Origin of the sequence: Truepera radiovictrix DSM 17093 (assembly GCF_000092425.1) — a bacterium.
Taxonomy (GTDB): domain Bacteria; phylum Deinococcota; class Deinococci; order Deinococcales; family Trueperaceae; genus Truepera; species Truepera radiovictrix.
This window is the reverse complement of sequence record NC_014221.1, coordinates 1,197,052-1,209,121: the sequence shown is the minus strand read 5'-3', so window position 1 is coordinate 1,209,121 and position 12,070 is coordinate 1,197,052. Positions and strand designations below refer to the sequence as shown.

Below are 12,070 nucleotides of genomic sequence, written 5' to 3'. Positions count from 1 at the left end.
GGGTATGCTCGGCGACGTGGACGAAACTGCGCTACGCACCCTGTTCGAGGAACTCATCCCCTTCAACAAGCTTTTGGGCCTCAAGCTCGAGCGCTTTACCCGCACCCCGGCGCAGGTGGTGAGCCGCCTCGAGCTGCGCCCCGAACACATCGGCAACGCCCTTCGCGGTATGCCGCACGGCGGCCTCCTCTCGGCGCTGATCGACGCCACCGCCGGCGCCGCTGCCGCCGTAGCGGTCGGCGACCCCGAGAGGATCCCCGGCGTCGCCACCATCGACATGCGCGTCGACTACTTAAAGCCCGCCGCGGGGGTGCAGCTGCTCACCACCAGCGACGTCATGCGCTCGGGAAGCCGCGTCGTGGTGGTGCGCAGCGAGCTGCACGACGAGCTCGGCACGCTCGTCGCGCTCGGCAGCAATGTCTTTAACGTCGCGCGGTGACGGGGGACGCGCCCCTGTAGCCGCCCGACGCTAGCAGCGCCCCGTGCTAGGGTGGACCTATGATCCACCCCCTTCACGAACGCTACGCCGACCTGCTCGTGGCGTACTGCATGGACGTGCAACCGGGCGAGAACGTCCTTTTAAACCTTGAGTCCCCCGCCATGGCGCTCGCGCGGCCGCTCGTGCGCGCGGTGCTCGCGCGGGGCGGCGTGCCGCACCTGCGCGTCAGCTACCCCGAACTGACCGAAGACCTCCTGGCGTGCGCGCCGGAAGCCTTTTTCACCGCCGAACCCACCCTCGAGCTCGCCGAGATAAGGCACACGCACGCCTGGCTTCGGGTCGCCGCGCCGACCAACAGCCGCGCGCTGCAAAGCGCCGACAAAACAAAGCTCGGCAAGCTGCAGACGCGCAACCGCCCCGTGCAGAACCTGCGGCTGAAGACGAAGTGGTGCGGCACCCTCTTCCCCACCGCCTCGGGCGCCCAGGACGCCGGCATGAGCCTGGACGACTTTGAACGCTTCGTCTACGACGCGATGTTTCTCTTTGACGACGACCCCACCGCGCGGTGGCTCGAGCTGCGCGAGCAGCAAGCTGCGCTCATCGAACGGCTGAGCCGCGCCGACGAGGTCCGCATCATTGGCGACGGCACCGACCTCCGGCTGCGGGTAGGTGGGCGCCGCTGGGTCAACTCGGACGGGCGCCGCAACATGCCCTCGGGCGAGGTCTTTACCGGCCCCTTGGAGAGTAGCGCCGAAGGCACGGTCACCTTCAACGTCCCCAGCACCCTTCGCGGCGTCGAGGTGCGGGGCGTCCGCCTGCAGTTCAGGGAGGGCCGCGTCGTTCACGCCACCGCTGAAAAGGGCGAAGACTTGCTGAAAGCGCAGCTCGGCACCGACGAGGGCGCGCGCTACTTGGGCGAGCTCGGCATCGGGACGAACAGCCGCATCCAGCGGCCGATCAAAAGCATCCTCTTCGACGAGAAGATCGGCGGCACCGTGCACCTAGCGCTCGGGCAAGCGTACGAGGAGACCGGCGGCACGAACGCCTCGGCGATCCACTGGGACATGATCTGCGACCTGCGGCAGGGTGGGGCGATCTACCTAGACGGGGAGCTGTTTCAGGAAAACGGCGTGTTCAAGTAGGGGTAGAGGTAAAAATCCCCTCACAGGTCCTGGGCCAGAGTTCCGGAGTGAGGGGCGGGTGGAGGCATGGTTCGGAGGGGGCTGCCTCTTGAGAGAAAGTTTACGCCTTCAACTATGACGGAAATCTTACTCGAGGTTATAGGTGTGGGAAAATGCACAAAAATAGAGCCGAGGCTTCTCGGCTCTAGCTTTGACGCTATAAACTAGCAGTATTTGCTTTAGGCGCTACTTGTTGACCTCAAATTTTTGAACCGATACCGCCGTTTTTGAAGCGGACGTATTGGCAAACGCAGCAGAGGAAAAGAGCAACCCAACAACAACCAACATTGCGACGATTTTGTTCCGAACCATGTCCACCAACTCCTTGTGCATAAGTTGTGGGACGTCTGAGTTGCGCCCCGCGCGAAGACGCTCTGGCATTCGCCTTCGTTGACTTACTCTAGCGCAAGGTAAGAAAAACGCGAGCGTAAAACTTTACACTTACGCTCTTCACACGAATTGGTGAGCTGTGCACTTGACAGTCTCTTCCTTGCATAACTACACTAAAGCTTTTCTAGCTTTTTAATGGCTGACATAAACGCTCTCACCACTTCTTTGGGATAGTGTACACCCGCGTATTTTTGTATTTCTGCGAGTGCTTCATCTCGAGATAGCGCGCGGCGATAGGGGCGATCTGTGGTCATTGCATCATACGTATCGGCCACAGCCACAATAGTTGCTTCAATGAGCACATCACTGCCAGCTAAACCATAGGGGTAACCACTGCCATCAAGACGTTCGTGATGCTGTTCAACGATTTTACCTGCTTCCTTCATAAATGTTTTATCTAATAGCTCCCTGCCAGCGGTGGGGTGACGCTTGATAGCATCCCACTCACTAGAGGTGAGAGAAGAAGGTTTTTGTAAAATTTCAATAGGGACGCTAATTTTACCAACATCATGCAGGTAAGCGCCTTGGTCAAGTAACCGCAATCTGCTAGTACTTAAGCCAAGCTCTAAGCCCGTAGCATAAGACAATGCTTGTAAACGGTCGCAATGATCGGCGGTATAGCCATCCTTCATCTCTACTTCTACAGAAAGTCTGCGAAGTTGCCCTAAATCCTCACTTATTTCGTGAAACTGAGGCTGTGACGTGACATAAAGTATCCGCGCTTCAGTGATTGCGGAAAGGATAGCTGGCTCCTCAAGGGCCTGTGCAATGACATGGTCACCAGCACTAAGTGTGTTAAGTCCATCTGAGACAGTGCAAGTCAGATAACCCGCTAGAACATAATATGTTTCAACAGCTGATCCACTAGGAACCAGCGTTAAACGTGCATCCTTCCTTAAACTTATTTCAATGATCTCTACTTGCTGATGTGCGGTAAGCAGGCGAATATCTGTTACCTTCGAGCTTACAGCCTCTATGCACTCCCCTTGACGCCTAACTATTAACCCTTTTTGGGTCTGCTGCAGTTGAAGTGGTTTGATTAGCGCGTCCATAGAGGTCTCCTGAGGCAACTATGGCACTCCGTGGCTTACGAGATTCTTACAGTTTAAGCCTAGCACGCTGACCTTGTGGGCTTCTTCACAGCCCACACGAAGCGGGGGTCAGCGCGAAAGCGTGAGGAGGGCCCGACCGAGCGCCTGCACGACCCTGTCGACCTCGTCGTCGCGCAGGTTGGGGTGCATGGGCAGAGCGAGCAGCTCGGCGGCGGCGCGCCGCGCCTCTAGACAGGGGCCGGATGCTCTACCCGCTAAAGGCGGGAGGTCGGGGAGCGCGTGGGGGTAGTACGCGCGCGCCTCGACACCGGCGCTGTTTAGGGCGGCCATCACGCGGTCGCGCTCGGGGACGCGCACGACGTAGAGGTGATACACCCCCCCCTGGTGGCGCGGGAGCCGCACGGGGAGCGCCCTTAGCGCGGCGTCGTAGCGCCGCGCCAGTTCGCGGCGGCGGGCATTCCAGGCCTCTAAGTAGGGCAGCTTAGCGCTCAAGACGACCGCCTGCAGCGCGTCGAGCCTCGAGGTGTAACCGACCGCCTCGTGATAGTACGGCCGCGTGGTGCCGTGAACGCGTAGCAGCCGAACGCGCGCCGCGACCGCTTCGTGCGGCGTGGTGACGAGACCACCGTCGCCCGCGCCCCCCAAGTTTTTGGTGGGGTAAAAGGAGTAGCAGCAGGCGTCCCCCCAGCTCCCGACGGGCTGGCCGTTCAGGGTAGCGCCCACCGCCTGGGCCGCGTCCTCGATGATCTTGAGGCCGTGCTGCGCGGCGAGCGCGGCGAGCGCGGGCATGTCGGCGGGGACGCCGTAGAGGTGGACGGGCAAGAGCGCTTTGGTGCGCGGCGTGAGGGCCGCCGCGGCCGCCTCCGGGCAGAGCGTCAGGGTGTGCGGGTCGACGTCGACGAGCACTGGCTCCGCGCCGACGAGCAGGACGGCCTCGGCCGAAGCGTAAAACGAGAGCGCCGGGACGATCACCTCGTCGCCGGGCCCGATGCCGAGCGCCCGCAGCGCCAACACGAGCGCGTCCGTCCCGGAGGCGACGCCGACGGCGTGAGCCGCCCCGCTGTAGGCGGCAAAAGTGCGCTCAAATGCCGCGACGCGCTCGCCCAGGATAAACGCGCCCGTTCGCAGCGTCTCCAACACCCGCGCTTCGAGCTCGAGCTGCAGTTCGTGAGGCAGCGTGATGTCAAAGAGACGGATGGGCGGCGTCACCGCACCCCCACGGGCCCGTCCCCGCGGCGCCGCAACGCTGCGGTGACGGTGTTCTGCATGAGCATAGCGACCGTCATGGGGCCGACGCCGCCGGGCACGGGTGTCAGGTACCCCGCGACCTCAGCGACGCCTGGGTGCACGTCGCCCTTGAGTCTGCCGTCTACGCGGTTGATGCCGACGTCGAGCACCACCGCCCCGGGTTTGACCATCTCGGGGGTGATGAGCGCGTGGCGACCGACCGCGGCCACCAAGATGTCGGCGCGGCGGGTCACGGTAGCCAGGTCACGGGTCTTGGAGTGCGCCACCGTCACGGTGGCGTGGCGCCCCAAAAAGAGGGCGGCGGCGGGTTTGCCCACCAAGGTCGAACGCCCAACGATCACCACCTCTCGCCCCGCGATGGGGAGACCGTAGTGGTCCATGATGCGCACGAGCCCAGCCGGGGTGCAGGGCACGAGCGCCTCCTCGCCGTTCCAGAGCCGCCCGACGTTGACGGGGTGAAAACCGTCGACGTCCTTGGCGGGGTCGATCGCCTCCTGTACGGGTCGGATGCTCAGGTGGGGCGGCAAGGGGTCTTGAACCAAGATGCCGTCGACGTCGGGGTCGGCGCTCAGCGCCTGCACAAGCTGCATCAGGGTCCCCTGGTCGGTAGCCTCCGGAAGCGCTTCGACCCGTGAGCGTAAGCCCAGCGCCTTGGCCGTGCGGTCCTTGCCGCGCACGTACGACACGCTCGCCGGGTCCTCCCCGACGCGCACGACGACGAGCTGCGGGCTAAAGGGGAGTGTGGACAACGTCGCCCGGAGCTCGCTGCTGAGCCGCGCGGCGACCGCTTTGCCGTCAAGCGTCGTGGCGCTCACCTTACTCCCGCACCGCGTCGGCGAGGGGGGAGGCACCTTCGCCGCCTGGCGCGTCGCCCCGCACCTCGCGGTAGAGCCGCCCCAACACGCCGTTGACGAAGCGGCCCGACTCCTCGCCGCCGTAGCGCTTGGCGATGCGCACGGCCACCTCGATGGTGACCTCTTTGGGCACCTCCGGCTCGAAGAGGATCTCGGTCAGAGCAAGGCGGAGCACGGCGAGGTCGGTCTGGGCCATCTGCGCGAACGTCCACCCCTCGAGCGCCTCAGAGAGCCGCGCGTCGACCTCCTCGCGGTGGGTGTGAAACGCGCGCAGGAGCCGCTCGGCGAACGCCAACCCCTCCTCCTCCAAGGGGTCGCCGTAGGCCTCTTCCGCCTCGTCGGGCGGCTGCTCGGTAACGTCGTCGCGGATGCCCTCCCAGACCTCTAAAAGCGGTTCGCCGCCGCGCTCGGACTGGAAAAGGGCGCGAAACGCCAGTTCGCGAGCGCGGCGCCTAGCCACGGCCGGCGTCCTCACGCACTACGGGGGGCGCTGCGGGCTCCTCGGGGGGGTCGATCTTCTCGACGGTGACGTTGACGCTCCGCACCCGCATGCCGGTCATCGAGGCGATCGCTTCGCGCACGGTCTGCTGCACCTCGGCAGCGACTTTGGGGATCTCGAGCCCGTAACGCATGTGCACGTTGAGGTTAACCACGAGTCCGTCGCCGGTGCGCTCTATCTCAATGCCTTTGGTGCGGCGTCCAGTGAGTAGCTCCCCCATGCGGGCGGGCGGGGAGGCCGGGACGACGCCGTGGACGCCCTCCAAAGCGAGCTGCGCGATGCCGTAGAGCACGTCCTGAGCGATATCGAGGTCTAAGTCGCGGGTCGCTAGGGGCGCGCCCGTCGGGGAGGGGGGTGGGGGGTCAGGGTCGCGCATGGTCTCTCCTCGTGTAGCCCTATCCATTGAGCCCTATCCCTGCATCCGTTTGGCGATGAAGGTGGTGTAGACGGCCCCACGCTGGTAAAACGCGTTGTCCAACACGCGCAGGTGAAAGGGGATGGTGGTCTTGATGCCCTCTAACACGGTCTCTTGCAGCGCCCGCCGCATCCGGGCGATCGCCTCGTCGCGCGTGGGCGCCCACGCGATGATCTTCGCGACCAGCGAGTCGTAGTGCGGCGGGATGCGGTACCCCGCATAGACGTGCGAGTCGACCCGGATGCCGGGCCCCCCCGGCCAGTGCACGTCGGTCAAGGTCCCGGCCGAGGGGCGAAAGTCGCGGTCGGGGTCCTCGGCGTTGACGCGCACCTCGATGGCGTGGCCCGAGACCGTCACGTCCTCCTGCGCGAGCGACAACCCCTCCCCCGCGGCGACGCGAAACTGCTCGCGCACGAGGTCGAAACGGGTGACCATCTCGGTCACGGGGTGCTCGACCTGGATGCGGGTATTCATCTCGGAGAAGTAGAACGAACCGTCGCGGTCGACGAGGAATTCGCAGGTGCCCGCCCCGCGGTAGTTGATGTGGCGCGCGAGCCGCACCGCCGCCTCGGCGATCTCGAGCCTGAGCGCCGTGTCAAGCGTGCTCGGGGCCTCCTCCAGAACCTTCTGGTAGCGGCGCTGGATCGAGCAGTCGCGGTCGAAAAAGTGCATCACGTGCCCCTCGCCGTCGCCGAACACCTGGATCTCGACGTGGCGCGGCTCCTCCAAAAACTTCTCCATGTACATCTCGCCGTTGCCGAAAGCCGCCCGCGCCTCCTCCTGGGCGTTGGCGAGGTTGCGCGCGAGCTCCTCTTCGCTCCGCACGATGCGCATCCCGCGCCCGCCCCCCCCGGCCGAGGCTTTAAGGATCACGGGGTAGCCGATCTTGGCGGCGAACGCCTTGGCTTCGTCTAGTGAGGCGAGCGCCCCCGAACCCGGCACCACCGGCACGTCGCTCTCCTGCGCGACCCGCCGCGCGCTCGCTTTGTCGCCGATCGCGCGGATGTTTTCAGGGCGCGGCCCGATAAAGGTGATGCCGTGCTCCTCGCACTTCTGCGCGAACTCGGCGTTTTCGCTGAGGAAACCGTACCCGGGGTGGATCGCCTCGGCGCCCGTGACGAGCGCCGCCGAGAGGAGGTTGCGCACGTTGAGGTACGACCCCGCCGAGGCAGGGGGGCCGATGCAGATCGACTCGTCGGCTAGAAGCACGGGGAGCGAGTTTTCGTCGGCGGTCGAGTAGACCTGGACGGTCTTGATCCCGAGCTCGCGGGCGGCGCGCAGCACGCGCAGAGCGATCTCGCCGCGGTTGGCGATGAGGATTTTTTTAAACATCAGTATCCAGTAGTCAGGAGCCAGAAGTCAGTAGGCGAGGTCCACGCTGACTTCTGACGGCTGACTACCGACTTTCTTGGAGAGTGAGCAGCTTTTACCATCGCTACGTCGCCCCCGCGCGCTAACTCGGCTCGAGCCGGAAGAGCACCTGCCCGTACTCGACCGGTTCTTCGTTGCGCACCAGAATCTCGCGCACGGTGCCCCCGACCTCCGCCTCGATCTCGTTCATCAGCTTCATCGCCTCGATGATGCACAACACCGCACCGGCTTCGACGCGGTCGCCGACCTTGACGAAGGGGGGCGCGTCGGGGCTGGGGGCGGCGTAAAAGGTGCCGACAATCGGGGCGGTGACCTCGACGAGGTTGCCTGCAGCCGCCTCCGCAGCGGCCGGCGGGGCCTCGGTCGGGGGGGTAGCGGGGGGGGCGGCTGGCGTCGCCGGGGGGGGCGCGGCGGCGGCGGGCGCGGGCGCGGGGGGGGCGTAGGCGAGCTCGCCGCCGCGTTTGACGCTCAGCTTGTAGTCGCCGGTTTCGAGCACCAGCTCGCTGATGTCCGACTCGCGGACTGACTCGAGCAGCCGTTTGAGGTCCTTAACGTCCATGCCTCACCCCTTCGTCGCCCCCCTGTAGCCGCGCTTTGGGGGCGATCACGCCCGCCCCAGATACTCGCCCGTGCGGGTGTCGATGCGCACCGTTTCACCCTGGTCGATAAAGAGCGGTACGGCGACCGTCGCGCCGGTCTCGAGCACGGCCGGTTTCGACCCTCCCGAGACGGTGTCGCCTTTGACCCCCGGGTCGGTCTGGGTGATGGTGAGCTCGACGACGTTGGGCAGGGTGACTTTGAGCGGTTTGTCGCCGTAGTAGTCGACGGTGACCTCCATGGACTCCTTGAGGAACTTTGCCGACGAACCGATCTGCTCGGCCGTCAGGGTCGGCTGCTCGTAGGTCTCGGTGTCCATAAAGGTGTAGGTGTCGCCGTCGGAGTAGAGAAACTGCATCTTGCGGTAGTCGATAAAGATGTCTTGCAGCTTTTCCGAGGCGTTAAAGGTGCGCTCGACGATGGCGCCGCTCTCGAGGTTGCGAAACTTCGTCACGACCTTGGCGCCGCCGCGGCCCATTTTGAGGTGTTGGTAGTCGAGGCACTCCCACAGGCCGCCGTCCATCTCGACCTTGGTGCCGTTTCGCAGTTCCGTTACGCTGATCATCGCTAGCCTCCGCAGAAGTGAGGGCGCCGCGGGTGCACGCGCGCGCACCGCGGCCGCCCCCAAGGTGCTTTGCCCCCGAGTCTCCTAAGGTGCTCTGCACCAGACACGCAAGCAGTCTAACACCCGCGCGCTCGTCCCTTGAAAGCGGCAGCCTCGCCCGTAGAACACGGCTTCAGGGTTGCAGCTCGGTAAACGTCCCGCACAACCCCGCACGGGCGACGAGGTCGTCTAGCGCCGCTTGCGTGAGCGCCTCCCCCCCCGACACGGCCACGAAAGCGGCCTCGAGCAGGTTCGTCGCAAGGCTCCTATCGCCGAGGCGCGGCGTCGTGGTGACCAGAAGCCGCGCTTCGCGCTCCCTAAGGAGCGCCACATTCGCCGCCGTGGTGGTGTTGGTGACGATCACCTTGCCCGTCAGACGCTCCGGCAAGTAGCGCCGGATCAGGTGCCAGTCCCCCGCGATAACCTCCGCCCAAGCGTACGCGGCGCCTAGGCGCGCAGCGACCCAACCCCGCTGCTCGCGCTCTTGCGCCGCGCCGGTCGGGTAGAGCAGCTCGATGGGCAGCTCTTTGGCGATCGGCGCGAGCGCGTAACCGAGCGCCTGGAGCGTCCACGCGCTCCGCAGCACGTAGGGCACCCCCACCAAAAACGCCAGGTCGCCGTAGCGCACCTCGGCCCCCGCCGCCCGAAACGCCTGCGCCATGCCGTGGCGGTCGACCGCCGAGACCATCAGCACGCGCCGGCCGGCGAGGCGCTCGCGCGCGTCCAACGCGGCGACGACGCGGCCCTCTAGGCTCCTTTTGAGCCCCGAGCCGTCGACGACGGGTGTCCGCAGGGCGAGCGCCGCTAGGCGCGCGGCGTCGCGGAGCCGGAAGCGGGTGCTGCCGACGTAGACGTAGAGGTTGATCCCCCCCAGACCGATGGCGTCGACGGTGCCGTCGAGCTCGCGGATGAGCGCGGCCGCGCGCGCGCGGTCGCCGTCGGTACCGACGCGCCTCAGCGCCACCGTCTCGCCGAGCAGCTCGAGGGTGCCTTCGACGTCGCGGCTCGCCGCCGACAGCGAGACGCTGACGACCCGCTTGGTCGGCTCGCCACCGTGCCCTGCCCCCATCACCCCTGCCTTTCACGGCCGACGAAGAACCCGGCGGAGTAGCGCGGCGCGCCGGCTCGGCCCGGCGGTTGTGCGCGGTGCGCCGCCCCCGCGCGCGGCCCCCTGGGCATCCGTATCGACCCACGAACGTTCACGCGGCCCACTCTACCGCAGCCTCTGCAACGGGCGCCTCAGGTCACCGGTGCCGCAGCCCCCAGAACGCACGTAAGCAAACACCTACACGTAAGCAAAAACCTAAACGTAAGCCATGACCAAAGCGGCGCCGGGGGTTGCTACATTGGCTTCCGTGCGGCCCTCTGGGAGCGACACCTTAGTCCGGTAGGATCCGGTAGCTGTGGGCGTGACTAGCCCACCCGCACACCCTCCTGCCCCCCTCGGCGGCGCGGGCTATACTCGAACCCGTGACGCCGCCCTCTCTTTTTGCCCCCCCATGCTCGAGCTAAGCGAGCTTCAAAGGGCGCTCGACGAGGCCATCTTCCGTGAGCTGCCCCAGACGCACCCGCACCCCGACGTAAGCGCGTTCTACGCGCTTTTACGCGACTACCCCGCGCGCGGCGGCAAACGCCTGCGCGGCACCCTGCTGCTCCTTAGCACCGCCGCTCACGGCGCGCCGTGGGAGCGGGGCCTCAACGTCGCGGCGGCTCTTGAACTCTTTCAGAACTGGGTGTTGATCCACGACGACATCGAGGACGACTCCGAAGACCGGCGCGGACGCCCAGCGCTCCACCGCACCGCCGGGGTGCCGGTGGCGCTCAACGTCGGGGACGCGCTGCACATCTACATGTGGCGCACCCTCCTGCGCGAGCTAAGAGGCGACGCGCGCGCCGCCCCCGAGACCCTGCCACGCCTTTTGGAGGCGTTTGAGTGGATGATCTCGCGCACCGCCGAGGGGCAACACCTCGACCTGACGTGGGTCGCCGAGGGCCGCTTCGAGATCTCCGAAGCGGCGTACCTGGAGATGGTCACCCTTAAAACGGCCTACTACACGGTCGTGGGGCCGCTCGAGCTCGGCGCGCTCTGCGCCGGCGCCGAACCGGACCCGCGCCTGCGGCGAGCCGGCGAGGATCTGGGCGTCGCCTTTCAGATCCGCGACGACGTGCTCAACCTCATGGCCGACGTTGCCTACGGCAAAGAGTTTGCCGGCGACCTTTTCGAGGCGAAGCGGACGCTCGTGCTCGCCCACTTTTTTGCGCACGCCCCCCCCGCCGAGGCCGACGCTGCGCGGCGCGCGCTCGCCCGCCCGCGCAGCGCCAAGGGCGCGGAGATGCTCGCGGTGCTCGAACAGCTCAAGCGTTGCGGCTCGCTCGCTTACGCGCAAGGGGTCGCCGAAGCGCGCGCCGCGCGCGGTTTGGCGCTGCTCCGCGAGGCGCTCGCAGCGCTCCCCGGCCAGGAGGCCGCGGCGCACATCCTCGAGCTGCTCAGCCAAGCGGCGAGCCGCCGCACGTAACGCCATGCGCGACGCAGCACCCGTCACGGCTACACCGAACGCCATACCAAAAACGCCACCACGCCGCGCGCCCCGACACCCTACACTGCGGGGTGTTCGCCCTTCTGCGTTGCCCCGCCTGCCGCAGCGCCCCCGGGCGCGCTTCGGGTCTCTGCGCGGGCTGCGAGGCCACGCTGTTCTCCCCGCGCGTAGAGGCCTTTGCCCTCAGCCTCGGCCCCTATGAGGGGGCTCTGGCGCGCACCGTAAGAGCCCTTAAGTTCGGGGGCGCGCGGCGCCTCTGCGAACCCCTCGGCGCGCGCCTCGCGCTCGAGGTCGCGCGCGCCGCTTGGCCCCTCGACGCCGTGTGCGCCGTCCCTTTGCACCCGCTGCGGCGGCTCACGCGCGGTTACAACCAGTCGGCCTTGGTCGCCGAGGTCGCGGCGCGGCACCTCCGCCTCCCCTACCGCCCCGTGCTGCGGCGCACGCGCAGAACGCGTCAGCAGGCCCGCCTCGCGGCCCCCGCGCGGCCAGACAACGTCGCCGGCGCCTTCCGCTGCGCCCCGCTCGCGGGGGAGCGGATCCTCCTTGTCGACGACGTGAGCACGAGCGGCGCAACCGCCACCGAATGCGCGCTCGCCCTCTTTGCCGCCGGCGCCGCGCGCGTCTACCTCGCGACGCTCGCCGCGGCGGCGCCCGGGGCTCTGGCCGCTACCCACGGAGCCCCCTTGAAAGCGCCCCCATGACCGCCACACGACCACGGGTCACGTGCTGCGGGCCCCCTGGCGGTTGGAGGCAGCAGCACGCGAGGCGGACCACCGGTACCGACCTCCAACGACCTCCAAAGGTGCGGGCGCGACGACGCGCCTCACACCCCTCTCCCGACACCCCTGACGTGAGCAGGTCGCCGACGGACAGCGCTACGGAC

13 protein-coding genes are annotated in these 12,070 nt (G+C 66.7%); 4 read left to right on the top strand and 9 right to left on the bottom strand.

What is annotated here, in order from left to right; genetic code table 11:
* Positions 1-16: 16 nt before the first annotated feature.
* The gene (locus TRAD_RS05590; RefSeq protein ID WP_185095204.1) at positions 17-439 is read left to right on the top strand and encodes a thioesterase family protein; all 423 of its coding nucleotides are present in this window, start codon (positions 17-19) and stop codon (positions 437-439) included.
* Positions 440-498: 59 nt separating this feature from the next.
* Entirely contained in the window at positions 499-1,581 is a 1,083-nt protein-coding gene (locus TRAD_RS05585) for an aminopeptidase (protein WP_013177620.1), read from the top strand.
* A gap of 542 nt (positions 1,582-2,123) precedes the next feature.
* Here the strand turns inward: TRAD_RS05585 and TRAD_RS15640 are convergent.
* From TRAD_RS15640 to TRAD_RS05545, 9 genes are all read right to left on the bottom strand, one after another.
* Complete coding sequence (locus tag TRAD_RS15640) at positions 2,124-3,062, bottom strand: HD-GYP domain-containing protein (protein ID WP_013177619.1); 939 nt, start codon at positions 3,060-3,062, stop codon at positions 2,124-2,126.
* Positions 3,063-3,170: 108 nt separating this feature from the next.
* Complete coding sequence (locus tag TRAD_RS05580) at positions 3,171-4,271, bottom strand: DegT/DnrJ/EryC1/StrS family aminotransferase (protein ID WP_013177618.1); 1,101 nt, start codon at positions 4,269-4,271, stop codon at positions 3,171-3,173.
* Positions 4,268-5,125 carry a bifunctional methylenetetrahydrofolate dehydrogenase/methenyltetrahydrofolate cyclohydrolase gene (locus TRAD_RS05575; protein WP_013177617.1) on the bottom strand — a complete coding sequence of 286 codons (858 nt, stop codon included), beginning with the start codon at positions 5,123-5,125 and terminating at the stop codon, positions 4,268-4,270. The genes TRAD_RS05580 and TRAD_RS05575 overlap by 4 nt, the downstream gene beginning before the upstream one ends.
* Position 5,126: 1 nt before the next feature.
* The gene (gene nusB / locus TRAD_RS05570) at positions 5,127-5,624 is read right to left on the bottom strand and encodes a transcription antitermination factor NusB (RefSeq protein ID WP_013177616.1); all 498 of its coding nucleotides are present in this window, start codon (positions 5,622-5,624) and stop codon (positions 5,127-5,129) included.
* A complete protein-coding gene (locus tag TRAD_RS05565; protein WP_013177615.1) occupies positions 5,617-6,039 on the bottom strand; it encodes an Asp23/Gls24 family envelope stress response protein in 423 nt (140 codons plus the stop codon). The genes nusB and TRAD_RS05565 overlap by 8 nt, the downstream gene beginning before the upstream one ends.
* 33 nt (positions 6,040-6,072) lie before the next feature.
* Positions 6,073-7,410, bottom strand: a complete 1,338-nt coding sequence (gene accC, locus TRAD_RS05560) for an acetyl-CoA carboxylase biotin carboxylase subunit (protein ID WP_013177614.1) — start codon at positions 7,408-7,410, stop codon at positions 6,073-6,075.
* A gap of 121 nt (positions 7,411-7,531) precedes the next feature.
* Positions 7,532-8,008, bottom strand: coding sequence for an acetyl-CoA carboxylase biotin carboxyl carrier protein (gene accB / locus TRAD_RS05555; protein WP_013177613.1), 477 nt, complete (start codon positions 8,006-8,008; stop codon positions 7,532-7,534).
* A gap of 45 nt (positions 8,009-8,053) precedes the next feature.
* On the bottom strand, positions 8,054-8,611 hold the full coding sequence (gene efp / locus TRAD_RS05550; RefSeq protein ID WP_013177612.1) for an elongation factor P: 558 nt from the start codon (positions 8,609-8,611) through the stop codon (positions 8,054-8,056).
* A gap of 172 nt (positions 8,612-8,783) precedes the next feature.
* Positions 8,784-9,719 carry a hypothetical protein gene (locus tag TRAD_RS05545; protein WP_013177611.1) on the bottom strand — a complete coding sequence of 312 codons (936 nt, stop codon included), beginning with the start codon at positions 9,717-9,719 and terminating at the stop codon, positions 8,784-8,786.
* 430 nt (positions 9,720-10,149) lie between these two features.
* Between TRAD_RS05545 and TRAD_RS05540 the strand changes: the two genes are divergently transcribed.
* A complete protein-coding gene (locus TRAD_RS05540) occupies positions 10,150-11,166 on the top strand; it encodes a polyprenyl synthetase family protein (RefSeq protein ID WP_013177610.1) in 1,017 nt (338 codons plus the stop codon).
* A 92-nt stretch (positions 11,167-11,258) separates the two neighbouring features.
* On the top strand, positions 11,259-11,888 hold the full coding sequence (locus TRAD_RS05535) for a ComF family protein (protein WP_013177609.1): 630 nt from the start codon (positions 11,259-11,261) through the stop codon (positions 11,886-11,888).
* Positions 11,889-12,070: the final 182 nt, after the last annotated feature.